This window comes from Phycicoccus elongatus Lp2, from assembly GCF_000367525.1.
Taxonomy (GTDB): Bacteria; Actinomycetota; Actinomycetes; order Actinomycetales; family Dermatophilaceae; genus Phycicoccus_A; species Phycicoccus_A elongatus.
Genome location: NZ_HF570956.1, coordinates 1,347,064 through 1,369,509 on the forward strand (window position 1 = coordinate 1,347,064; position 22,446 = coordinate 1,369,509).

General features: G+C 69.6%; 24 protein-coding genes and 1 pseudogene. 5 read left to right on the forward strand and 20 right to left on the reverse strand.

From position 1 onward, the window contains the following. Positions 1-696, reverse strand: coding sequence for an MBL fold metallo-hydrolase (locus tag BN10_RS06380; RefSeq protein WP_010850380.1), 696 nt, complete (start codon positions 694-696; stop codon positions 1-3). 51 nt (positions 697-747) lie between these two features. On the opposite strand from BN10_RS06380, the gene BN10_RS06385 reads away from it, so the two are divergent. Continuing rightward, positions 748-1,530, forward strand: a complete 783-nt coding sequence (locus BN10_RS06385) for a peptidylprolyl isomerase (protein ID WP_010850381.1) — start codon at positions 748-750, stop codon at positions 1,528-1,530. Positions 1,531-1,757: 227 nt separating this feature from the next. Further along, positions 1,758-2,987 carry a DUF349 domain-containing protein gene (locus tag BN10_RS06390; protein WP_233354275.1) on the forward strand — a complete coding sequence of 410 codons (1,230 nt, stop codon included), beginning with the start codon at positions 1,758-1,760 and terminating at the stop codon, positions 2,985-2,987. Positions 2,988-3,011: 24 nt separating this feature from the next. On the opposite strand, the gene BN10_RS06395 is transcribed toward BN10_RS06390, so the two are convergent. From BN10_RS06395 to BN10_RS06435, 9 genes are all read right to left on the reverse strand, one after another. Next, positions 3,012-5,315, reverse strand: a complete 2,304-nt coding sequence (locus BN10_RS06395) for a RelA/SpoT family protein (protein ID WP_010850383.1) — start codon at positions 5,313-5,315, stop codon at positions 3,012-3,014. Positions 5,316-5,348: 33 nt separating this feature from the next. After that, positions 5,349-5,873 carry an adenine phosphoribosyltransferase gene (locus BN10_RS06400; RefSeq protein ID WP_010850384.1) on the reverse strand — a complete coding sequence of 175 codons (525 nt, stop codon included), beginning with the start codon at positions 5,871-5,873 and terminating at the stop codon, positions 5,349-5,351. Continuing rightward, positions 5,870-7,096, reverse strand: a complete 1,227-nt coding sequence (gene secF / locus BN10_RS06405; protein ID WP_010850385.1) for a protein translocase subunit SecF — start codon at positions 7,094-7,096, stop codon at positions 5,870-5,872. The genes BN10_RS06400 and secF overlap by 4 nt, the downstream gene beginning before the upstream one ends. Next, positions 7,093-8,892, reverse strand: a complete 1,800-nt coding sequence (secD, locus tag BN10_RS06410; protein WP_010850386.1) for a protein translocase subunit SecD — start codon at positions 8,890-8,892, stop codon at positions 7,093-7,095. Before secD ends, secF begins: the two co-directional genes overlap by 4 nt. Before the next feature lie 3 nt (positions 8,893-8,895). Next, positions 8,896-9,201, reverse strand: a complete 306-nt coding sequence (gene yajC, locus BN10_RS06415) for a preprotein translocase subunit YajC (protein WP_010850387.1) — start codon at positions 9,199-9,201, stop codon at positions 8,896-8,898. Between the two features lie 151 nt (positions 9,202-9,352). Further along, positions 9,353-10,468, reverse strand: coding sequence for a Holliday junction branch migration DNA helicase RuvB (gene ruvB, locus BN10_RS06420; RefSeq protein WP_010850388.1), 1,116 nt, complete (start codon positions 10,466-10,468; stop codon positions 9,353-9,355). Beyond that, positions 10,465-11,070 carry a Holliday junction branch migration protein RuvA gene (ruvA, locus tag BN10_RS06425; protein ID WP_010850389.1) on the reverse strand — a complete coding sequence of 202 codons (606 nt, stop codon included), beginning with the start codon at positions 11,068-11,070 and terminating at the stop codon, positions 10,465-10,467. The genes ruvB and ruvA overlap by 4 nt, the downstream gene beginning before the upstream one ends. Beyond that, on the reverse strand, positions 11,067-11,579 hold the full coding sequence (gene ruvC, locus BN10_RS06430; RefSeq protein WP_010850390.1) for a crossover junction endodeoxyribonuclease RuvC: 513 nt from the start codon (positions 11,577-11,579) through the stop codon (positions 11,067-11,069). The genes ruvA and ruvC overlap by 4 nt, the downstream gene beginning before the upstream one ends. Before the next feature lie 121 nt (positions 11,580-11,700). Then, complete coding sequence (locus tag BN10_RS06435; RefSeq protein ID WP_010850391.1) at positions 11,701-12,456, reverse strand: YebC/PmpR family DNA-binding transcriptional regulator; 756 nt, start codon at positions 12,454-12,456, stop codon at positions 11,701-11,703. Between the two features lie 245 nt (positions 12,457-12,701). Here BN10_RS06435 and BN10_RS06440 point away from each other — a divergent pair, with 245 nt between their 5' ends. Continuing rightward, entirely contained in the window at positions 12,702-12,995 is a 294-nt protein-coding gene (locus tag BN10_RS06440; protein ID WP_198014019.1) for an SRPBCC family protein, read from the forward strand. 83 nt (positions 12,996-13,078) lie between these two features. Here BN10_RS06440 and pdxT read toward each other — a convergent pair whose 3' ends face one another. Both pdxT and BN10_RS17280 read right to left on the reverse strand, forming a co-directional pair. Next, complete coding sequence (gene pdxT, locus BN10_RS06445; protein ID WP_040752764.1) at positions 13,079-13,681, reverse strand: pyridoxal 5'-phosphate synthase glutaminase subunit PdxT; 603 nt, start codon at positions 13,679-13,681, stop codon at positions 13,079-13,081. A gap of 5 nt (positions 13,682-13,686) precedes the next feature. Further along, entirely contained in the window at positions 13,687-14,031 is a 345-nt protein-coding gene (locus BN10_RS17280) for a DUF7586 domain-containing protein (RefSeq protein ID WP_040751009.1), read from the reverse strand. 82 nt (positions 14,032-14,113) lie between these two features. Between BN10_RS17280 and BN10_RS06455 the strand changes: the two genes are divergently transcribed. Then, positions 14,114-14,743: a DUF5701 family protein gene (locus BN10_RS06455; protein WP_010850395.1), complete on the forward strand. Its 630-nt coding sequence runs from the start codon at positions 14,114-14,116 to the stop codon at positions 14,741-14,743. Here BN10_RS06455 and BN10_RS06460 read toward each other — a convergent pair. Continuing rightward, the gene (locus BN10_RS06460) at positions 14,716-15,516 is read right to left on the reverse strand and encodes a GNAT family N-acetyltransferase (protein ID WP_010850396.1); all 801 of its coding nucleotides are present in this window, start codon (positions 15,514-15,516) and stop codon (positions 14,716-14,718) included. The genes BN10_RS06455 and BN10_RS06460 overlap by 28 nt on opposite strands. Before the next feature lie 53 nt (positions 15,517-15,569). Here BN10_RS06460 and kynU point away from each other — a divergent pair, with 53 nt between their 5' ends. Beyond that, a complete protein-coding gene (gene kynU, locus BN10_RS06465) occupies positions 15,570-16,814 on the forward strand; it encodes a kynureninase (RefSeq protein ID WP_010850397.1) in 1,245 nt (414 codons plus the stop codon). Here the strand turns inward: kynU and BN10_RS15645 are convergent. The 7 genes and pseudogenes from BN10_RS15645 to pgsA form a co-directional block, all read right to left on the reverse strand. After that, positions 16,807-17,847 (reverse strand): GNAT family N-acetyltransferase, encoded by a 1,041-nt coding sequence (locus BN10_RS15645; RefSeq protein WP_051369636.1) that lies wholly within the window; start codon positions 17,845-17,847, stop codon positions 16,807-16,809. The genes kynU and BN10_RS15645 overlap by 8 nt on opposite strands. 4 nt (positions 17,848-17,851) lie before the next feature. Beyond that, complete coding sequence (locus BN10_RS16785; protein WP_010850399.1) at positions 17,852-17,998, reverse strand: hypothetical protein; 147 nt, start codon at positions 17,996-17,998, stop codon at positions 17,852-17,854. Positions 17,999-18,045: 47 nt separating this feature from the next. After that, complete coding sequence (gene pdxS / locus BN10_RS06475; RefSeq protein ID WP_010850400.1) at positions 18,046-18,948, reverse strand: pyridoxal 5'-phosphate synthase lyase subunit PdxS; 903 nt, start codon at positions 18,946-18,948, stop codon at positions 18,046-18,048. A 106-nt stretch (positions 18,949-19,054) separates the two neighbouring features. Next, on the reverse strand, positions 19,055-19,651 hold the full coding sequence (locus BN10_RS06480; RefSeq protein WP_010850401.1) for a hypothetical protein: 597 nt from the start codon (positions 19,649-19,651) through the stop codon (positions 19,055-19,057). Further along, complete coding sequence (locus BN10_RS06485; protein ID WP_010850402.1) at positions 19,648-20,853, reverse strand: glycosyltransferase family 4 protein; 1,206 nt, start codon at positions 20,851-20,853, stop codon at positions 19,648-19,650. Before BN10_RS06485 ends, BN10_RS06480 begins: the two co-directional genes overlap by 4 nt. Next, complete coding sequence (locus BN10_RS06490) at positions 20,850-21,782, reverse strand: phosphatidylinositol mannoside acyltransferase (RefSeq protein WP_040752772.1); 933 nt, start codon at positions 21,780-21,782, stop codon at positions 20,850-20,852. Before BN10_RS06490 ends, BN10_RS06485 begins: the two co-directional genes overlap by 4 nt. After that, positions 21,779-22,394 (reverse strand): annotated as a pseudogene (pgsA, locus tag BN10_RS16255) (phosphatidylinositol phosphate synthase). Before pgsA ends, BN10_RS06490 begins: the two are co-directional and overlap by 4 nt. Between the last annotated feature and the right edge of the window lie 52 nt (positions 22,395-22,446).

A 22,446-nucleotide genomic window follows, 5' to 3' on the forward strand; every position in this document is an offset into this window, starting at 1 on the left:
TCAGAGTCCTTGCAGGTAGGGGTTGGTCGCACGTTCGCGGCGCATTGTCGTGGCGGGGCCGTGGCCGGTGAGCACGAGGGTGTCGTCGGGCAGCGGCAACACCACCTCGCGCAACGATCGCGTCATCAGGTCGGCGGATCCGCCGGGCAGGTCGGTGCGACCGATCGAGCCGGCGAAGAGCACGTCGCCGGAGACCATTGTCCGGGTCAGCTCCTCCCCTGCCTCGACGCCGGCCGGGATGCCCTCGAGCCCGAACATCACCGAACCCTCGGTGTGGCCGGGGGCGTGCAGGACGTCGACCTCGAGGCCGGCCAGCGTCAGGTGCTGGCGGTCGGTGACCTCGACCACGCGGTCGGGCTCCCGCCACGTCGCGCGCTGCCCGAACTGCTGTTCCATCATGGCCAGCATTCCCGGATTGACCAGAGCGAGGGGGTCCTGGAGGCGGTAGCGGTCATCGCCGTGGATGTAGGCCGCGGTGTTGCCTCCGCAGACGGGAGCCACGGCATAAACGTGGTCGAGATGACCGTGGGTGAGCAGGACGGCGGCCGGTTTCAGGCGGTATTGCGCCAGAACCTCCGCGACGGTGTCCTCGACGCCGATGCCGGGGTCGACGATCAGGCACTCCTCCCCTTCCCCGGGCGCGATCACATAACAGTTGGTCGCGAAGGCCTGGGCGGGGAAGGCAATGGCGAGCACGATGAGCAAGCCTAGACTGCCCGGGACGACCGTCGCCCGGAGTAGGAACAGATGACCAAAGCACAGGAGCGCGCCCGCGCCCGCCGCCGCTACGAGAAGGTCCAGGCCAAGCAGGCCCGCAAGGCCGCCGATGCCGCACGCTTCCGACGCGTGCTGGCGGTCCTGGGTGTCGTGGCCGTCGTCGCCGCAGGCCTGGCTGTGCTCGGCCTCAAGCTGTCGAAGGTCGACCCTGCTCCGGCGGTCAATGCCGCCGGCTGCCAGGCACCTCCGACGTCGCTCGGAACCGGTGCCCAGTTGACCCTTCCCGACAAGGCGAGCGCCGAGGGCAAGACGTTCACTGCCGTTCTGACGACGAACTGCGGTGACATCACCATGGAGTTGGACGGCACGAAGGCTCCACAAGCCGTCGCGTCCTTCGTGCAGCTGGCCAACGAGAACTACTGGCTCAACGCCCCCTGTCACCGCGTCGTGCGCTCAACCGCGATGACGGTCCTGCAGTGTGGCGACCCGACAGGCACCGGCCAGGGTGGCCCCGGCTATGGCTTCGGGGTCGAGAATCCACCGGCCGACGGCACCTACGAGCGCGGCACCGTCGCGATGGCCAGGACCTCGGATCCGCAACAGGGCAACGGTGGCCAGTTCTTCATCGTGGACGCCAAGACGTCCCTGCCGGACCCGAACGGTTACACGGTGTTCGGGAAAGTGGTGGCCGGGTTGGATATTGTCGACCGCATCGTTGCCGAGGGCGTGGCCGGAGGCAATGGCGCCACCGACGGTGCACCCGCCGCACCCATCAGCATCCTGCGTGTTGCTGTCACCGAGAAGAAGGCCTGAGCGTGTCCGAGCAGACCCCCACTCCAGACCCAACCGAGACCAGCGAAAGCGCCGGAACCACCGAGACCGTCGAGCCGACCGCAGCGCCTGCACCGTCGCCGGCTTCGATTCCGACACCGGCGGCGATCCCTTCACCCAGTGCGATCGCCGCCCGGATGGCCTCTCGCCCGCCGGCCCAACCTGCCGCCGCACCCACGCCCGCCTCCGAATCGGCTCGCTTCGGCCGGGTGGAACCGGACGGCACGGTGTTCGTCACCATCGAGGGTGAGGAGCGCGAGGTCGGCTCCTACCCCGGCGCCGAGCCCGAGGACGCGCTGCAGTACTTCGCTCGCAAGTTCGACGAACTGTCAGGCACCGCTGATCTGATCGCCGCTCGCGCCGAGAAACCGGAGGTGCCGGCCAAGGAACTCAGCGACGCGCTCAAGGCCCTCAAGGAGCATCTCGAGGAGGGCAAGGTCGTCGGTGACGTGGCCGCCCTCAGGTCACGGGTGGGTGCGCTGGATGCCGTCGTCGCGGAACGCCGGGAGCACGAGAGCGCTCAACGGGCCGCGGCCCGGGCCGAGGCGATCACGACCCGCGAGGCGCTCGTCGCGGAGGCCGAGCAGATCGCCGCCCAGCCCGAGGGGTCGACCCAGTGGAAGCGCAGCAGCGAGCGTATGCGGGAGTTGCTGGACGCCTGGAAGACCCACCAACGCCAAGGTGCCCGCATCGACAAGCCGACCGAGAATGCCCTGTGGCAGCGGTTCAGCCATGCCCGCAACTCCTTCGACAAGGCGCGCAAGGGCCACTTCGCCACCCTCGAGCAGAGCCGCGGTGAGGCCAAGGCCACCAAGGAGCGGCTCGTCGGCGAGGCCGAACGTCTCTCGTCCAGCAAGGACTGGGCGTCGACCGCTCGCGCATTCAAGGACCTGATGGGTCAGTGGCGGACCGCCGGTCGCGCCGCACGAGGCGATGACGACGCGCTCTGGGAGCGTTTCAAGTCCGCACAGGACTCGTTCTTCGCCGCCAAGGACCAGGTGGCCGCCGCCGAGGACGAGGAATTCCGGGGCAACCTGGGCGTCAAGGAGGGGTTGATCGCCGAGGCGGAGTCGCTTCTGCCGATCACCGACCTCGAAGCGGCCAAGGCGGCGCTCCGCACGATCCAGGACAAGTGGGACCGGGCCGGCAAGGTGCCCCGGGCTGACATCGACCGGACCGAGAAGGCCCTGCGTCGCGTCGAGTCGGCCGTCCGCGAGGCCGAGGACAAGAAGTGGAAGGCCTCCAACCCGGAGGTGGCCGCACGGGCCAACTCAATGGTCACCCAGCTCGAATCCTCGATTGCCTCACTGACCGATGATGTGGCCAAGGCACGCGCGAAGGGCAACGAGAAGAAGGTTGCCGAACTCACGGCCAAGATCGAGGCCCAGCAGCAGTGGCTGGACCAGGCGAAGGCGGGACTGGACGAATTCGGTCGCTGAGCCTGTGAGGTCGCAGCCGCGAACTCAGTCGCGGCCGCCCTGGTCGCGTTGCACGTCGAGGACCCCGTCGACCTTGCGCACGGTGCGGATGACGTGGTCGAGGTGACCGGGATCGCCCATTTCGAAGGTGAACTTCAACGCGGCGACCCGATTGCGCGATGTGGTCACCGACGCCGAGAGGATGTTGACCCCACTGTCGCTCAGGACTCGCGTGACATCGGAGAGAAGTCGCGACCGGTCGAGCGCCTCCACGTGCAGCTGGACCAGGAACACACTGCTGGCCGTCGGTGCCCATTCGACGTCGATGATCTTCTCGGACTGACGCAAGAGCGACTCGGCGTTCGTGCAATTGCGCCGGTGGATGGACACCCCGTTGCCCCGCGTCACGAAACCGAGGATCTCGTCCCCCGGCACCGGGGTGCAGCACCGCGCCAACTTCACATACACGTCCGACATGCCCTTGACCACGACGCCGGGGTCACCCGAACGGCTGCGTCGGGGCCGGCCCGGCGTCGTGACCGTCGTCTCGGCCAGGTCCTCGACGCCACCCTCCTCGCCCCCCATGGCAGCGAGCAGCCGACTGACCACGTGCTGGGCCGAGACGTGACCTTCGCCGATCGCGGCATACAGACCGTCGATGTCGATCAGGTGCAGCTCCTCGGCGACGCCGGTGAGAGACTCGACCGAGGCCAGGCGTTGGAGGGGCACACCCTTCTTGCGCATCGCCTTGGCCAAGGCCTCCTTGCCGTCCTCGACCATCTCCTCGCGGCGCTCGCGGGTGAACCACTGCTTGATCTTGTGTCGGGCACGTGCCGACTTCACGAAGTGCAACCAGTCGCGTGAGGGCCCGGCCGTGTCGGCCCGGGAGGTCAGCACCTCGACGAGGTCACCGTTGTCGAGCGTGGACTCCAAGGGCACGAGGCGGCCGTTGACCCGGGCCCCGATGCAGTGATGGCCGACCTCGGTGTGCACGGCGTACGCGAAATCGATGGGGGTGGACCCCGCGGGCAGGCCGACGAGCTGCCCCTTGGGCGTGAAGACGTAGACCTCGCTCGCGTTGATCTCGAAACGCAGGGACTCGAGGAACTCGCCGGGGTCGGATGTCTCCTGCTGCCAGTCGAGCAACTGACGAAGCCAGGCCATGTCGTTGGCCGAGTTGCCGGAGCGCGCCGAGGGGCCGGTGGCACCGGCCAGGCCTTCTTCCTTGTACTTCCAGTGGGCTGCCACACCGTACTCGGCGCGGCGGTGCATGGTGTGGGTGCGGATCTGGATCTCCACCGGCTTGCCGCTGGGGCCGATGACCGTCGTGTGCAGCGATTGGTACATGTTGAACTTCGGCATCGCGATGTAGTCCTTGAACCGGCCCGGCACCGGATTCCAGCGCGCATGCATCGACCCCAGGGCGGCATAACAGTCACGGACCGTCTCGACGAGCACCCGCACTGCCACCAGGTCGTAGATCTGGTCGAAGTCGCGGCCCCCGTGCACCATCTTCTGGTAGATGGAGTAGTAGTGCTTCGGGCGACCCGTGACGGTCGCCTTGATCTTGGCGTCGCGCAGGTCAGCACCCACCTGGTCACGAACCTTCGCGAGGTACTCCTCGCGCGCCGGTGCGCGCTCGGCCACGAGCCGGACGATCTCGTCATAGACCTTGGGATAGAGCGTCTGGAAGCTGAGGTCCTCCAGTTCCCACTTGATCGTGTTCATGCCCAGCCGATGCGCCAGCGGGGCGTAGATCTCGAGGGTCTCCTTGGCCTTGCGCTGGGCAGACTCGCGGCTGACGTAACGCCAGGTCCGGGCGTTGTGGAGTCGATCGGCGAGTTTGATGACGAGAACGCGGATGTCGCGGGCCATCGCGATGACCATCTTGCGGACCGTCTCCGCCTGGGCGGCAGCGCCGTAGGTGACCTTGTCGAGCTTGGTGACCCCGTCGACGAGAGCAGCGATCTCCGCACCGAAGTCGCGCTCGAGCTGGCTGAGGTCGTAGTCGGTGTCCTCGACCGTGTCGTGCAGGAGGGCCGCGGCAAGCGTCGGCGGCGTCATGCCGAGTTCCGCGAGGATGGTCGTGACGGCCAGCGGGTGGGTGATGTAGGCGTCACCGCTCTTGCGCATCTGGCCCTCGTGGGCCCGCTCGGCCACGGCATACGCCCGCTCGATGACGGTCGTGTCCGCCTTGGGGTGGGTGGTGCGGACGCTCTGGAGCAGGGGGGCCAACACCGGGTTGGCGGCCTCTCGCTGGCCACCGAAGAAGGCCAGCCGCGCGCGAGCCCGCGCACGGCTGGAGGACCCACCACCGGGCAGCGGGATCTGGGTGGTGTCCTCCGTCATGGACGGAGTCTAGGTGACGGCGCGAGCTGCCTGTCAGACGGTGAGGAGGGCGTGGACGTCGCGACCCGCGAGCCGCTCGCGCCCACCCAACGCGGCGAGTTCGATGATGACCTCGAAGCCGGTGACCTCGGCCCCGACCGACTCGAGGAGATCCCACGCGGCCACGGCCGTGCCGCCGGTCGCCAGGACGTCGTCGACGAGCAGCACTCGGGCGCCGCCCGGGATGTCGTCGGCATGGACCTCGATGGTCGCCGAACCGTATTCGAGGTCGTAGCTCAACGACGCGGTGCGTCCGGGCAACTTCCCCGCCTTGCGCACCGGGATGAAGCCGACGCCGAGCGCATGCGCGAGAGCAGCACCGATGACGAACCCGCGTGCCTCCACCCCGGCGACGAGCTGGACGGCGCGATGGCGGGCAGCCATGTCGGCGATGACCGCGGCGAACGCCGTGGGGTCGGCCAGCAGCGGGGTGATGTCCTTGAAGAGGACACCCGGTGCCGGGAAGTCAGGGATGTCGCGCAGAGCTCCCTCGACGAGCTCGGCGATGGTTCGGCTCATCGCCGTGACTTCGGGGTCCGTTTGGGCTGGTTGCGCGGCCCGGTCTGGCCGGTCTGGCCTGCTTGAACCCACTTGTGGACCGCGCGGCCGGTGACCGTGGACGCGCCGTCGACGCCTTCGGCGCCCGAGGGACGGTATGCCGTGGCCTCACCGTCGACGCCCGCTGCGGGCTCGCTCGGCGCGGTCGGCGAGGACTCATCGCTGGAGTCGGACCCCGTCCCCCCCGTGCGTGCCGCGACCTTCGCCCGAGCGGCCTGCGACCGCTTGGCACGCTTCTCGAGGTCCACAACCGCCGGATCCCTGCGCCGCAACGAGACCAGGATCGGAGTCGCGATGAAGATCGAGCTGTAGGCACCGACGACCAGGCCGATGAACAGCACGAGCGACAGGTCGAGCAGAACGCCCGGGCCGAGCCACACGATGCCGACGATCAGAACGGCCAGGATCGGGAGCGCCCCGACGACAGTCGTGTTGATCGAGCGGACCATCGTCTGGTTGACGGCGAGGTTGGCGGCCTGGGCATAGGTGGATCGCCCATTGGCGAAGGCTTCCGCGGTGTTCTCGCGCACCTTGTCGAAGACGACGACCGTGTCGTAGATCGAGTAGCCCAGGACCGTGAGGAAACCGATCATGGTCGCGGGTGAGACCTCGAAACCGGTGAGGGCGTAGACGCCCACGGTGATGACCATGTCGTGTCCCAGGGCAACCAGGGCTGCCGCCGCCATCTTCCAGGTGCGGAAGTACAACGCCATCACGAGCGCGACGAGCAGCAAGAAGATGACGAGCGCCTGGAGCGCCTTCTGACTGACCGTCGTCCCCCAGGAGGGGCCGATGAAGGTCGCGCTGACGTCCTTGTCCTGCACACCAAAGGTCTGGACGAGAGCGGCCTTGACCTTCGCGCTCGCCTCATCGGAGAGTCGCTCGGTCTGGATCCGGATTGTGCCGGTGCCGAGCTTGGTGATGTTGGCCGAGTTGCCCTCGCCCGAGCTGCGGACGGCTTCGCGTGCCTTGGCCTCGTAGTCCGCAGGAGCGCTCGTGGCCGCCACCCGGAACTCGGATCCGCCGCGGAACTCGAGCCCGAGATTGAGTCCCTTGAACAGCAGGCCACCGACGGCGATCGCCAGCACGACGAGCGAGACCAGGTAGAACCGGCGACGCTGGGGAACGACGGGGACCGAGCGCTTGCCGCTGTAGAGGTCATTGCCGAAGGTGGAGAAGCTCACGACGCGCTCCCTTCACTCGTGGCCACGGCTCGCCCGGGATTGGGCACGAACCGGCCGCGACCGGCATACGAGGTCCGCTTCTGGGCGCCCAGCTTCGTCGGATCCAGGCCGGACCACGGGTGGCCATCCCTGAAGAACTTCCGGCGCGCCAGGAGGGCCACGAGCGGATGAGAGAACAGGAAGGTGACGAGCAGGTCGATCAAGGTGGTCAGGCCGAGGGTGAAGGCGAAGCCCCGGACACCCGACGACGCCAGGAGGTAGAGGACGACGGCGGCGAGGAAGTTGACCCCGTCGGCGGCCAGGATGGTCCGCTTGGCGCGGTTCCACCCCGTGGCGACCGCACTCTCCAAGGAACGTCCCGAGCGCAACTCGTCCCGGATCCGCTCGAAGTAGACGATGAACGAATCAGCGGTGAAGCCGATGGCGATGATCAGACCGGTGACACCGGCCATGTCGAGGCGGTAGTTGTGCGACCACCCGAGGATGGTGATGGCCAGGTAGGTCAGCAGCCCGGCGAACACGATGGACGCGACCGTCACCAGGCCGAGCACGCGGTACTGGGCCAGCGAGTAGAGGAAGACCAGGAGGAGACCGGCCAGGCCGGCCAGCAGGCCGTAGCGCAACTGCTCGGAACCCAGCGTCGGGCTGATCTCCTCGCGGGTCTGGAGGTCGAAACTGATCGGCAGGGCGCCGAACTTCAACTGCTGGGCCAGGTCGCGGGCCGTTTCGATGGTGAACCCGCCGGTGATGCTCGCGCGGCCGTCGAGGATGGCCTCATTGAAGCGCGGCGCGACGATGACCTTCGAGTCGAGCGTGGCCGCGAGCTGGTTCTGCGGTTCGGAGAGGCTCACCATCTTGCGCGAGATGTCGGCGTACTCCTTGGCACCGGTTGACTTGAGGGTCAACTGGATTTCGACGATGTTGCTCATCTGGCCACTGGGGAGCGCCTGGTAGCCGGCGGCCGCGTCCTGGATCTCGGATCCGGGAACGACAACCGGTCCGAGGATGTACTTGACCGCACCGGTCTGGTCGCACGTGACCAACGGCTTGGCCGGGTCGTCGATGAGGGAGTCGACGGCGCCGGGGTCGGCACAGTTGAGCGCCGCAAAGAGGGTCTGGAGCTCGGGAGTGACCCACTCGAGACTGGTGGGGTCCGGTGCCGACGAGTTGCTGCCTGATGCGCTGGCCGATGGTGACGGCGAGGGCGTGGCGGCCGGCGAGGCACTGTCTGTCGCTGCCGGGGTGGGGGTGTCCATGAGCGCGCCGGGGATCGCACTCTGGGCCGTGGGGCTCGCCTCGGGCGCCGGGCTCACGACCGGCGCCTCGGTGGTCGACGGCGCCGGGCTGGCACTCGGGTCGACCGTGGGCGACGCCGAGTCCGTCGGGGTCGGGGCGAGGACGCCGTCCGCGATCGCCAGGACCGGCCGGAACTGCATCTGTGACGAGCGGCGGATCGCGTTCAGGGTCGACTCGGTTGGCGTCCCGGGGATGCTGACGACGATGTTGCGGCCTCCTTGCGTCGTGACCTCCGCGCCGGAGATGCCACCGGCATCGACACGCTGCACGATGATGTCGCGGGCCTGGTCGATCTGCTCGGCGCTCACTGTGCTCGCGCCGGTCAGCCGCGGCTCGAGGATCATCTGGGTGCCGCCCTCGAGGTCGAGGCCGAGCTTGGGGGTCCACCGAGCGTCCCCCCACTGGTGGGCTCCGGTGAGCAGGCCCAGGAGGGCGACAGTGATCAGCACCATCGCCAGCAGGGCTCGGCGGGCAGCAGTGTGCGCCGAGGTCTGGGCCACGACTCAGCTCTCCGCGTCGGGTGCGGTGCTCGCCGGACCAGAGGGCGTCGCCGGTGGCCGCGTCACGGCGCGCCGGTCGTAGCGGACGTTGACGCCGGGGGCGACCTCGAGGGTCGCGATCGAGTCGTCGAGGGCGACGATGCGGCCGTAGAGACCCGAACTGGTCATGACCTCGTCGCCCACCGTGAGCGAGGCGTTGATCGCCTGCATGTCACGCGAGCGCTTGCGCTGGGTCCACATGAGAAAGCCGAGCAGCAGCAGGGGAAGGAGGAGCAACAGCAGGTTGCCGGTGCCGGCACCAGAAGACATCGAGAAGGCCCTTCACGTCGTGCGCGCGGTCCCCGACGGGGACGCGGGAGCGGCCCGGGCACGCCGGGCCGTCGGTCCATCGTAAGCGAGGCGCACGAGCCCTCCCAATGGGACGCGCCCGGAACACCACCGAGCCGGGTCCGTGGTGCCGTCAGTCGGTGGCCGAGCCCAGGCGCCCCGGCCCGTCGTCCAGCGGCAGCACGTCCTGGGTCGTCGAGCCGACCGGAGGTGTGAGGTTCAGGTGCTCCCAGGCCCGACGAGTGGCTGCTCGGCCCCGGGGTGTGCGGACCATGAAGCCCTCCCTCACCAGATAGGGCTCGGCCACCGTCTCGACGGTGTCGGTCTCCTCCCCCACGGCGACGGCGAGGGTGGAGAGTCCGACCGGGCCGCCCGCGAAGCGTCGGCAGAGGGCCTCGAGCACGGCACGGTCGAGCCGGTCCAGACCGGCCGCGTCCACATCGAAGAGGCGCAGCGCAGCGAGCGCGGCAACCTGGTCCACGCGGCCGGATCCGTGCACCTGCGCCCAGTCCCGCACCCTGCGCAGCAAGCGGTTGGCGATCCGAGGGGTGCCGCGACTGCGCCCGGCGATCTCGGCGATGCCCTCCCCGTCCGCGTCGACACCGAGCAGACGTGCCGAACGATGCAGGATCGTCTCGAGGTCGGCGGCATCGTAGTAGTCGAGGTGCCCGGTGAAGCCGAAGCGATCGCGCAGCGGGGCCGGCAGCAGGCCGGCACGCGTCGTCGCGCCGACGACCGTGAAGGGGGGCAATTCGAGCGGAATGGCGGTGGCCCCCGGGCCCTTGCCGACGATGACGTCGACGCGGAAGTCCTCCATCGCCAGGTAGAGCATTTCCTCGGCTGCTCGACTCATCCGGTGGATCTCGTCGAGGAAGAGCACCTCGCCCTCGTCGAGACTGGACAGTACGGCGGCAAGGTCACCGGCGTGCTGAATCGCTGGCCCACTCGTCACTCGGATCGGCCGCTCGATCTCGGCTGCGACGATCATCGCCAACGTCGTCTTGCCCAGTCCCGGAGGTCCGGAGAGCAGCACGTGATCAGGAGTGCTGCCTCGCTGCTTGGCTGCCCGGAGGACCAATCCCAACTGGTCACGGACACGGGGTTGGCCGGGGAACTCGGCCAACCGCTTGGGCCGCAGCGCCGCCTCGACGATGCGTTCGTCGTCGTCCCCGCCCGCATCGACGACGCGTGCTGTCGCCTCGAGCGAACCGTCGGACTCGCGGATCTCGCTGCGAAAGCCCTCGGTCATCGCCGCAACTCTCGGAGGGCAAGACGCAGGTATGCCGCGATCTCAGCGTCTGCGGGGGCGGTCACCGCGACCCGCTCGACGGCATCGCCGGCCTGCTTGGCGTTCCAGCCCAGCCCGACCAGCGCCTCGGCGACCTGGTCGCGCCAGCCGTCGGTGGTGACAGCCGCGGACCCCGGCGTGGTCGCGGTGGTGGCCCGCGGCATACCTGCCACCTTGTCCTTGAGTTCCAGGACGAGGCGTTGTGCGGATTTCACGCCGATCCCCGGGACCGTTGTCAGGGCCTTGGTGTCACCGGCCGAGAGGGCAGCGGCCAGATCGTCCGGCCCCATGACCGAGAGCATGGCCAGAGCAATCCGTGGGCCGACGCCGGAGACGGACTGCACCGTCTCGAACATGTCACGTTCGTCAGTCGTCAGGAATCCGAAGAGGGTCAGCGAGTCCTCACGGACGACCAGACTGGTCGCCAGCGTCACCTCATCCCCGCGATGGCTCGCCGCGGCCGCCGCAGGGGTGGTGTGGACGAGCAGCCCGACCCCGCCGACGACGACGGTCACGCGATCGAGACCGGCCTGCCCGATGGTGCCGGTCACACTGGCGATCATCGCCGGCTCCCCGCTGCCAGCGCGGTCAGGCGGTTCTCGGCCTGGCCACGCCACAGATGACAGATCGCCAATGCCAGGGCATCAGCAGCGTCGGCCGGCTTGGGCGCGGTGTCGAGGGCGAGGATACGCGTCACCATGGTGGCGACCTGGGCCTTGTCCGCACGGCCGGAACCGGTGACCGCGGCCTTGACCTCCGTGGGGGTGTGCAGGTGCACGGGAAGACCGCGTTTGGTGGCGGCCAGCATGGCGATCGCGGAGGCGTGGGCGGTGGTCATGACCGAGGCGACATTGACGTCGGCGAATACTCGCTCGATCGCCACGACGTCCGGGGCGAACCGGTCCAGCCAGGTCTCGAGTTCTTGCTCGAGGTAGACCAGCCGCTCGCCGGTCGCTGCGGCGCTCGGCGTGCGCACCACACCCACGGCGACCATGGTGGCTCGTCCGGCGCGGCCCTCGACGACACCGAGCCCACACCGGGTGAGACCGGGGTCGACACCGAGCACGCGCACGAGGTCTCCTTGGTCCGGCGAGGCGGCCCCAACGGCATACCGCTGGGGTGAACAGATGTTCGATCACCCACGCTACCCCGCGTGCCCCACGCGTCACCTCCGCGACACGCGCGGAGGCAGTTCACTCCTCGTCGAGCGCTGCCAGCACCTCGTCGGGGATGTCGCCGTTGGCGAAGACGTCCTGGACGTCATCGGAGTCCTCGAGGGCCTCGATGACGCGGATCATCTTCTTGGCGCCCTCGAGGTCGAGCGGCACCTGCAGGTTCGGCACCCACGAGGCCTCGGCCGAGTCGTAGTCGACACCGGCCTCCTGGACCGCCTTGCGGACCGAGACGAAGTCGGTGGCCTCGGAGACGATCTCCCAGGAGTCACCGTTGTCGTTGACCTCCTCGGCACCCGCGTCGAGGACGATCTCGAGGATGTCGTCCTCGCTGCGGTCACCCTTGGGGATGATGACGACGCCCTTGCGGTCGAAGACGTAGGCGACCGAGCCGGGATCCGCGAGGTTGCCGCCGTTGCGCGACAGCGCGGTGCGAACCTCGGCTGCCGCCCGGTTGCGGTTGTCGGTCAGGCACTCGATGAGGAGGGCGACACCCCCGGGCGCGTAGCCCTCATAGGTGATGTTCTGCCAGTCGCTTCCGCCGGCCTCGGCACCGGAGCCGCGCTTGACGGCGCGGTCGATGTTGTCATTGGGGACCGAGGACTTCTTCGCCTTCTGGATCGCGTCGTAGAGGGTCGGGTTGCCCCCGGGGTCACCACCGCCCTGCTTGGCCGCGACCTCGATGTTCTTGATCAGCTTGGCGAAGAGCTTGCCCCGCTTGGCGTCGATGGCGGCCTTCTTGTGCTTGGTGGTCGCCCATTTGGAGTGGCCGGACACGTCGGTCTCCTGCTCGTGGTTCTCGGTTCTCGATCGCCGAGCATCCTAACCCCGGCCTGCCCGGCACCTCGTGCGCAGAGCGGCATACCGTCGTCGCATGGCGCACCGCTTCCGTTTCGCGACCACCTGGCGGGGCGCCGGCCGGCGCGGCGACACTCTTCGACACCCTCGCCGACGTCGACGCGTATGCCGCGTGGTGGCCGGAGGTGTGCGGCGTCGCCCGGCTGTCGGCGGACGCCGGTCGCGTGTCGATCCGCTCGGTGCTGCCGTGGACCCTGGACCTGGTCATCACCCGAACCGTGGAGGACCGGCCCTCGGGGATCCTGCGGGTCGACCTGGCCGGGGACCTGGCCGGCTGGGCGCAGTGGGTCGTGCGCGACGGCCGTGCCGACTACGACCAGGCCTGCGACGTGCGCACCCCGGTGCTGCGGAGACTTCCCCGGGCACTCGACCCGCTCATGCGGTGGAACCACGCCGCGATGATGAGCTCGGGCGAGGCGGGGCTGCGCCGGCACCTGGCCGGGCACGAGGGGAGCTGACCGCGCCACGCCCCCGGACGCCATCGGTTCAGAGCGGTCGAGCCCCCACCCGCGAGGAGCGCGGAGGCCGACGAACAGATCACTCACGCCACCACGGTGCCCCGGACGGTCGCCACGAAGTGGGAGTGGAAGCGGTGGTCGCCGGTCACCTCGGGATGGAACGAGGTGGCGAGCAGGTTGCCCTGCCGCACCGCCACAGGATGCTCGCGACCCAGGGGACGGACGGACGCGAGCACCTCGACCTCACTCCCCCACTGCTCGACCCAGGGCGCGCGGATGAAGACCGCACGAACCGGCTGGGGACCGAGTTGCCGGATGTGCAGGTCCTCCTCGTATGAGTCGACCTGGCGCCCGAAGGCGTTGCGCCGCACCGTGATGTCGAGACCGCCGAGCGTCTGCTGGTCGCTCGTGCCATCAGTGATCCGGTCCGCGAGCATGATCATCCCGGCACAGGAGCCGTAGACCGGGAGCCCGTCCCGGATGGCCGTGACCAGCGGGTCCCGCAGCTCGAAGGCGCGCACGAGCTTGTCCATGACGGTGGACTCGCCGCCGGGGATGACCAGGCCGTCGATCTCCTCCAGCTCACGGGGGCGACGGATGGCCCGGGTGGCCGCACCCGCGGACTCCAGCGCACGGACGTGCTCGCGCACGTCGCCCTGGACGGCGAGGACGCCGATGACCGGCATGCCGCTCACGGCCAGCCGCCCTCGTCGACGCCACCGGGGATGTCGGCGTCCACGGCATACGGGGTGCGGGAGAAGCGGAACGACGCGAGGTCGAGGTGCGAGGGCGTCCCGTCGGCGACGTGCAGGGGCTCGCCGGCGAAGTAGCCGTCCATGATCGAGCCCATGCGGTACTGCACGTCCTCGCCCGGCACGGGTCCGGTGGCGCGGCCGTCGAGGGTCCCGGCGGCCCCGGACCAGACGAGCTCTCCGCCACGCACGACGCCGGCGACCATCGAGGGGGTACCCCCCTCGCGCTGGGCGGAGGCCAGCGTGTGGTCCAGGCGCGTGCGGGTGCGTTCGGTCAGGCTCACGACATCAGAGGGTATGCCGCGCGGGAACCTCCCGTCGCCGCCGGTCGTTGACACCCGCTCCCGACGAAAGGACACCACCCCGGTGCCGCTCCCCCCAGCTGCTGACCAGGCCCGACGACTCATCGACCTCGGGATCGCCGACGTGGCGGGAGTCGACCCGCAGGCGGTGCTCGCCCTGGCCGGTGGGGCAGCCGATGGCGACCTCGTCGTCCTCCCCGCACCGGCGTCCGTGCTTGCCCCACTCCTCGGGCTCGGCGGGCGGCCCGGCTTCGTCGTCGAGGACATGACCGACGTCGACGAGTTCGTGCCGACGATGGCGATGCCGGGAGGGCCGTACGTGGTACGCGGGCTCGACCGTGGAGACGAGTTCGCGAGCGTCCGACCGGCCGACGCGGTGCCGGTCATCGAGGAACGAGGGCGGTCGCCACTGACCCTCGTCGAGGGCCTCCATTGGGCGATCCAGGACGACGGGGTGCTGGAGCGCAACCACTGCTACATGACGATCGGGTCGCGAAAGCAGCGGGCGAACGGGACGTTCGACGCGCGCACGCCGGCGCTGTGGATCAGCAACGGCACCGGCCGCGACGGCCGGGAGCGCAAGGGCGCACCAAAGGTCGGCTGGTGCTGGTGGCGCAACCACCACACCTGGCTGGGAATCGCCTCGTGCGCGGCGCGCAGTGCCCTTCAGCCAGCCAGTAGTGGGCGCCGGTAGACCGTCCACGTCGGGCGGTCCGGCTCGAAGCCCACGCCCCGGTAGACGCGGCCGGCAGGATTGTCGACCCCCGTGACGATGACGAAGCGCGTGACCCCCTGGGTCGCCGCCCACTGCGCTGCGACACCGAGCAGGTGGGCCGCGAGGCCTCGGCGCCGGTGCTCCGGGCGGGTGCCGACGTCCTGGTACCTCGCCAGACCGTCACCGACGACGATCCCCAGGTCCGCGGCGAGCCGCCCGTCGCCGTCGAAGGCGCCGACGAAGAGCGCCCCACCGGCCGCAACGACCTCGCGCTGGATGTCGGTCCGGGCCCTGACGAAGCGCTCGTGGCTGCTCGCTTCGTACTCCCCGCTCTCCTCGTTCTCCGCGAGCTCGACCGCGATGCGGGCCCCCCAGTCGGCGTCCGTGGTGAGCGGGCGGACGGCATACCCCTGCGGGCAGGGCGCCAGACGCGGGAGACCGGCCATGGCGAGGGACTCGTCCTCCTCGAGCTCGACACCGTGACCGTCCCAGGCGCTCGGCGTCGGGGCGCCCACGAGGCCGATGCTCACCCAGTCCGCCTCGGCAAAGACATCGGCGTGGCGGGCCAGCCAGCGGGCTGCGTCGTCGCTGGCACTGGGGTCGGTGACGAGGACGAAGTTCCCCCAGTGGTAACCGGGGTTGCGGGGGGTCCGGACGACGAGGTGGTCGTCGTGGCGCTCGACGTGCGACCCACTCGCCTCCAGCACGGTGAGGTCGGTGGCCCAACGGGCGGGCAGCGGGGAGGGGTCCACCCGTCGAGGGTATCGAGGTCGGGGCCCGACCTTCGATGCAATACCGTCCAGTCATGGTCGATGACGCCCTCGCTGCCCGCGCTCGCTCCCTCGACGAGGAGCACCATGACACCGATCTCCGCGGCCGGTTCCGGTTGCCGGCGGGCACGACCTACCTCGACGGCAACTCACTGGGCGCACTCCCGGTCGGCGTGGCGGAGGCGGTCGCTGACGCAGTCACCCGGCAGTGGGGCAACGACCTCATCGCGAGCTGGAACACCGCCGACTGGTGGGGTGCGTCGGCGCGGGTGGGCGATCGGATCGGTGCCCTCGTGGGGTCCGCACCGGGCCAGGTCCTCGTGGCCGACTCGACGAGCGTGAACCTCTTCAAGGTCGTCGTCGCCGCGGCCCGGATGCGGCCCGGCCGGGACATCCTCCTCACCGACGGCGACTCCTTCCCCACCGACGTCCACATCGCCGAGGGTGCGGCACGGGTCGCCGGGCTGGTCGTCGAACGGGTCTCCCCAGCCGACGCGCCGGCGCGAATCGCCGAGCTGGGCGACCGGATGGCGCTGGCGGCCTACAGCTCGGTGGACTACCGCACCGGTGAGCTGTGGGACCTGCCCGCGATCACGCGCGCGGCCCACGACGTCGGGGCCTTGGTCTGCTGGGACCTCTGCCACAGCGCAGGTGCCATGGAAGTCGGCCTGGACGGCCATGACGCCGACTTCGCGGTGGGCTGCGGCTACAAGTACCTCAACGGCGGGCCCGGCGCGCCGGCGTTCATCCACGTTGCGGCACAGCACATCTCGTCGTTCGACCAGCCACTGACCGGGTGGAACGGTCACGCCGAGCCTTTCGCGATGTCGCCCGACTATGCACCGGCCCCCACGATCGAGCGCGCCCGGGTGGGCACTCCCCCCGTGCTCGGCGTCCTTGCCCTGGAGGCCGCGCTCAAGGCGTTCGACGGCGTCGGAATGGCCGGCGTCCGCCGGCGGCGGTCCCTGGCGCTGACCGGGTTCTTCCTCGAGTGCGTCGACGCCCTTGTCCCCGGCATCGTCGTCGCCTCGCCGCGTGACGACGCGCGACGCGGCTCCCAGGTCAGCCTGAGGCACCCCCACGCGTATGCCGTCGTGCAGGCCCTCATCGCCCGCCGCGTCATCGGCGACTTCCGCGAACCGGACATCATCCGACTCGGTTTCGCGCCGCTGTACCTGACCCACGCCGACGTGCTGCGGGCAGCGGAGCACCTGCGCGAGGTGCTGGGGACACGCGAGTTCGCGCGCCCCGAGTTCTCGGTGCGCGGGGCGGTCACTTGAGTCGGCGGCGCGCCTCGACCTCGTCGCCGTTCATCGTGCCGGTCAGTTCGAAACCGCTGCGGAGGTAGAACTCCTTCGGACCGCCGCGGTCGTCGACGAAGGAGACCATCAGGACACGATGCCCCTCGGAAGCCAGGGCCGTCGCCAGCAGGTCGAGCGCCATCCGGCCGATCCCGCGTCCTTGGTGCTTGGCATCGACGAGCAACCGCCAGAGGTAGGGCTCGGGAACGGTCTCGTTGGCCGCGGCATACATGAGGAAACCCGCGGGTTCCGTGTCCGCGGCGATGCCCCGGAGCACCGGGACGAGCGGGACGCACTGCTCCTCCGGCGGGAAGAGCGCATCGCCGTAGTTGCCGAGCATCGGCGCGACGAGCCGCCGTTGGCCCTCGTGGGCAGCCAGGCCGGCGTAGGCCTCCTGGTTCTCGGACGTGATCTCGACGAGCTCGACCTCGTCGACCGGGGTCGCCTGCAGGCGCCGCCACTCGCACCAGTCCTCGGCCGTGGTCGAATAGGTCGTGTTGTCCGTCCATTCGCCCCGCCAGAAGAAGGACTTCTTCGTCGTCACCTCGTGCCGCAGCCCGATCCGCTCCAGCACTCGGGCGGAGGCCGTGTTCGGCGGGTCGAGCTCTCCGATGACGCGGATCACCCCGACCCGGTCGACGAGGTCGGCCAGCACCGCGCCGGCCGCCTCGGTGGCATATCCGTGCCCCCAGTGCTCACGCGCCAAGGTGAAGCCGATCTCGGCGACCTTGCCGGTGGCATCGAGGTGGAGGGCGACGTCGCCGATGACCTCCCCGTCGTGCTCGATCGCCAATTGCGTCCAGCGCCCGGCGACGACATCGGAGCGGTCCGCTTGGTCGTCGAGGTCTCCGTGCGCGTCGTCGTCCGTGTAGGGCAGATCCCACAACTGGTGGCGAGCCACGTCGGGGTCGTTGCGGTAGGCGGCGAACGTGGGGATGTCGTGCGGACGCATCACCCGCACGACGAGCCGGTCGGTCGTCAGCGGGTTTGCCGTGTCACCCCACTCGGCCACCGGATCAGGTGGGGCTACCGCGGTGACCGGACGTGCTGCTCCCGGACCCACTCTTGAGCCGGCCGGTCGCCCACAGGACGAGGGCGACGACGCCGACGAAGGCGATCGCCGCGAGGATCGCGAGGGCGATGACGACGAACCAGGAGACCATGCGCCAAGCCTAGGCCGCGGGACTCACCGGAGTACCCGCTCCGGCGCTCACCAACCGCGCTCGGCGAGCCGGTGTGGCTGCGGGATCTCGTCGACGTTGAGGCCGACCATGGCCTCGCCGAGCCCCCGGGAGACCTTGGCGATCACGTCGGGGTCGTCGTAGAACGTCGTCGCCTTGACGATGGCCTCAGCGCGCTGCGCGGGGTTGCCGGACTTGAAGATCCCCGAGCCGACGAAAACTCCCTCCGCACCCAGCTGCATCATCATGGCCGCATCGGCCGGGGTGGCGATGCCTCCGGCGGTGAAGAGCACGACAGGGAGCTTCCCGGCCTCCGCGACCTCCTTGACCAGGTCATAGGGAGCCTGCAGTTCCTTGGCGGCGACGTAGAGCTCGTCCTCGGGGAGGTTCTGGAGGCGGCGGATCTCCTGGCGGATCTGGCGCATGTGGGTCGTCGCGTTCGAGACGTCACCGGTGCCCGCCTCACCCTTGGAGCGGATCATGGCCGCGCCTTCGGTGATCCGGCGCAGCGCCTCACCGAGGTTGGTGGCACCGCAGACGAACGGGACCGTGAAGGCCCACTTGTCGATGTGGTTGGCGTAGTCGGCCGGGGTGAGCACCTCGGACTCGTCGATGTAGTCCACACCCAGGCTCTGCAGGACCTGCGCCTCGACGAAGTGTCCGATCCGGGCCTTGGCCATGACCGGAATGGACACAGTGTTGATGATCCCGTCGATCATGTCCGGGTCGCTCATCCTCGAGACTCCGCCCTGGGCGCGGATGTCGGCCGGCACCCGCTCGAGAGCCATGACGGCAACGGCGCCGGCGTCCTCGGCGATCTTTGCCTGCTCCGGGGTGACGACATCCATGATGACGCCGCCCTTGAGCATCTCGGCCATTCCTCGCTTGACGCGGGTGGTGCCGGTGCCGGTCGTGGTCGTGTTCTCGTTCATCGGGGTCCTTGCCGGTGGTTGCGCGGGTTTCTCGAAGTCTAGGTCCGCTGCGACGGCACGCTGACCACCCCTGCCGCTGCGGTATGCCGTCGGGCCCCCCAGCGGGTCAGGCGCCTGCCCCGGGAAGGCGGTCGTCGAAGTCGACCAGGTCGGGTAGCGCGGCATGCCCGGCGAGCCGGAAGACCCGCACGACCGTCTTGGCCCGCACCCTGCGGACCTGGGCGACGGCGTCGTTGTGGAACTGCCGGGCCAGTTGCACCCGCAGGGCGGACGCCTCGACCCGCTCCAGAGCCTCGAGAGCCACCGGGTCCCCGTCATTGCCCCGCAGGACTGCTTGTTGGTCATCGCTGAGCACCGTGGCCAGGGCCGAGCTCAGATCGGACTCCACGCCCTCGCGGCCGGCGAAGTGCTGCCCGTCGAGCGGGTCGTCCCCGATCGGATGCTCCGTGCGCCTCCGAATGGCGCCCGATGCGGCGTCCGCGAGGAAGAGCGATGAGGCCGGGTCGAGGGCACCGCTGGTGGCGAGCTCCAGGCTGGCCTCGGCCCGGCGCACCAATTGGGCGTCCAGGACCGACATGGCCCCTTCGACCTTGGCGTGGAGACGGTCCAGCCGGGCCGCGCTGTAGGACAGGTACCAGCCCAAGGCGATGAGCAGCGCAAGCACCACCAGAGCGATGACGAGCAGGTCGTTCTCAGCGCTCATGCGTCACCCCCGCCCAAGCCGAGCTTGTGCGCACGTCGGCGGACGCGCGCCACGATCCCCGTGGACTCGGCCGCGAGCGGCGCCGCTTCGACGCCCTCGACGACCGTCTCGTAGACCGCCATGATCCGTGCCGCAACGGACTCCCAGTCGAAGTCGCCGGCCCGCTCGCGTCCGGCCCGGGACATCCGCGCCCTCAGGTCATCATCCCCGAGGACCTGACGCAGTCGCTCCGCCAGACCCGCCGGCTCGGAGACCGGGAAGGTCACGCCTGCGCCGGTGTCGCCGAGCACGCTGCAGAAGGCCTCGAGATCGCTGGCGATGACGGGTGCGCCGGCCGCCATGGCCTCGATCAGCACGATCCCAAAACTCTCGCCGCCGGTGTGCGGGGCGATGTAGGCATCCACCGACGCGAGCAGGGCGGCCTTGTCGGGCTCGCTCACCAGGCCGAGGAACTCGACCCGATCGGTGAGGGCAGCCGGCACGGAATCGGCCGCTTCGGCGACGTCACCGGGGCCGGCCACGAAGAGGTGGGGGACCTCGGACCCCGACGTGTCGAGTTCGGCGAGCGCGGCCAGCAGGATGGCCAGGCCTTTTCGAGGTTCGTCGATCCGTCCCAGAAAAGCGACCGTGCGTCGGCCCGGGCGGCCGACGAAGCGGGGGTCTCGTCGGGCCGACCCGAAGGCGGCGACATCGACGCCGTTGGGGATCACGTACGCGTCGGCCTTCAGGTGGGTCAGCACGGTCTGTCGAGCGGCCTCACTGACGGCGATACGCGCGTTGATCTTCTCCATCGACGGGCGCAGCAGCGGGTTCGCCGCGTGCATGGCGCGTGATCGCAGGGTTGAGGTGTGGAAGGTGGCGACGACCGGGAGCCTGGCCGCCCAAAGGGCCAGGACCGATGCGCTGGGGGTCACGGGCTCGTGGATGTGGAGCAGGTCGAAGTCCCCCTCGTCGACCCAGCGGCCCACCCGCGCCGAGGTCACCGGACCGAAGGTCAGCCGGGCCACGGAGCCGTTGTAGGGCACAGCGACCGGCCGGCCGCACGAGGTGAACCATGCGGGGTGGCTCTCGTCCTCCTCCGAGGGGGCGAGCACCAGGACATCGTGACCCTGTGCGCGGAAGTGCTCGGCGAGGTCTCGGACGTGAAATTGGACGCCGCCTGGCACATCGAAGGAGTAGGGGCAGACCATGCCGATTCTCATCGGTGGCCGCTCCCGATCCGCTCCAGATCGAGGTCGTCCTCGAAGACGCGCTGGAGCATGTGCCAGTCCTGCGGGCTGTCGGTGATCGCCGCCGCGAGTGCATCGGCGCAGGACTGGGTCATCGCCTCGACGCGGTCGCGAGTCGTCCCGGTTGCCGGCACGGCCACCTCGTCGTGGAAGGTGATGACGATCCCCCAGGAGCGGCCACGCCGCTCGTGTCGGATCGAGACCGGGAAGAGCGGTCGCTGCTCCACCAACGCCAGCGCCGCCGGCCCAGGGGCCATCCGGGCCCGATGGCCACAGAAGTCGACGGCCACGCCGCTGTGCGTGAGGTCCCGGTCGGCGAGCAGCGGGATCAAGCCCGGTCGACGCGCCGCCTCACGAAGCAACGGGAAGGGCGCCGGTCCTCCTGTCAGGGGCAGGATCGTCATTCCCAGGCCCTCGCGAAACTCGAGAAACTCACGGAAGACCTCTTCGGGCTTCAGCCGCTCGGCGACCGTCGTGACGGCGGTCCAGTGCACGCTGGCCCAGGCACCGGCGAGATCCCAGTTGCCCATGTGTCCGAGGAAGCAGATCGCCGATCCCCCCGCATCGATGACCTCACGCACGGGCGCGTCACCCTCCGTGCGGACCCTCACGGCGAGTTCCTCCGGGCTCAGCACCGGGAGGCGGAAGGCCTCGCCGTAATACCTCAGGTAGGACCGCATGCCGGTGAGGACGAGGTCATGGAGTTCGCCATCGGTCAGGTCGGGCCGGACCTTGCGATAGTTCGCCGCGAGGCGTCGGGCTCCCCCACGCAGAACCGTCACGTCGGCGATCCGGTCGAAGAGGGCGTATGCCGCGGGCTCGGGCAGCCAGCGGACTCCCGTCCACGCCGCACGGAAACCAGCCGCGGTGATCAGATCCCCCGCTCCCCCCAGCAGGTTCATCCCCTGGACGCCAGCGCTTGGGCCCGCACTGTGAGCATGCGTTGGAAGACGGTGACCAGGCTGGCCACCGCGAGCAGGGCGAGGACGACACCCAGGACGACCTGGGGCAGCCCGAGACCGACGAACCCGGTGACGACGAGCACGGCCACGAGGCGGGTCGGCGCGCTCGGCGATGCCGACGTTGGCCGTCATGCCCAGTCCTTCTGCCCGGGCCTTGGCATAGGAGACGACGCTGCCCAGGATGAGGCAGGCCAGCGCGAGCCCGGCCAGCACGGTCTGGTCGCCGTCCCCGGCATACCAGAGCACCAGGCCACCGAAGATGGCCGCATCGCCCACCCGGTCGAGCGTCGAGTCCAGGTAGGCACCCCAGGTGCTGCTCCGCCCCGACAGGCGCGCCATGACACCGTCCACCGTGTCGGAGAAGACGAACGCGGTGATGACCAGGGTGCCGACGAGCAACTGGCCGCGGGGGTAGAACCACAGCGCGCCGAAGCAGACGCCGAGGGTGCCCACGACTGTCACGACATCGGGGCTGACACCGAGTCGGACGAGCAGTCGGGCGAAGGGAGTGAAGACCTTGGTGAAGAAGGCGCGCGCGTATCGGTTGAGCATGGTGCCCCAAGGGTATCTGCGACCGCGCCGACGACGTGGCGCACGGCACGTG

Bases quoted from the DNA above. Each gene is read 5' to 3' on its own strand.
- ruvB (WP_010850388.1), bottom strand. From the start codon at position 10,468: ATGACCGAGGGCTTTCGCAGCGAGATCCGCGAGTCCGACGGTTCGCTC.
- ruvA (WP_010850389.1), bottom strand. From the start codon at position 11,070: ATGATCGCCAGTGTGACCGGCACCATCGGGCAGGCCGGTCTCGATCGC.
- pdxS (WP_010850400.1), bottom strand. From the start codon at position 18,948: ATGAACGAGAACACGACCACGACCGGCACCGGCACCACCCGCGTCAAG.
- yajC (WP_010850387.1), bottom strand. From the start codon at position 9,201: ATGTCTTCTGGTGCCGGCACCGGCAACCTGCTGTTGCTCCTCCTTCCC.
- BN10_RS16785 (WP_010850399.1), bottom strand. From the start codon at position 17,998: ATGGTCTCCTGGTTCGTCGTCATCGCCCTCGCGATCCTCGCGGCGATC.
- kynU (WP_010850397.1), top strand. From the start codon at position 15,570: ATGGTCGATGACGCCCTCGCTGCCCGCGCTCGCTCCCTCGACGAGGAG.
- BN10_RS06480 (WP_010850401.1), bottom strand. From the start codon at position 19,651: ATGAGCGCTGAGAACGACCTGCTCGTCATCGCTCTGGTGGTGCTTGCG.
- BN10_RS06490 (WP_040752772.1), bottom strand. From the start codon at position 21,782: ATGAACCTGCTGGGGGGAGCGGGGGATCTGATCACCGCGGCTGGTTTC.
- BN10_RS06400 (WP_010850384.1), bottom strand. From the start codon at position 5,873: ATGAGCCGAACCATCGCCGAGCTCGTCGAGGGAGCTCTGCGCGACATC.
- BN10_RS06395 (WP_010850383.1), bottom strand. From the start codon at position 5,315: ATGACGGAGGACACCACCCAGATCCCGCTGCCCGGTGGTGGGTCCTCC.
- BN10_RS06385 (WP_010850381.1), top strand. From the start codon at position 748: ATGACCAAAGCACAGGAGCGCGCCCGCGCCCGCCGCCGCTACGAGAAG.
- BN10_RS06485 (WP_010850402.1), bottom strand. From the start codon at position 20,853: ATGAGAATCGGCATGGTCTGCCCCTACTCCTTCGATGTGCCAGGCGGC.
- pdxT (WP_040752764.1), bottom strand. From the start codon at position 13,681: ATGCCGGTCATCGGCGTCCTCGCCGTCCAGGGCGACGTGCGCGAGCAC.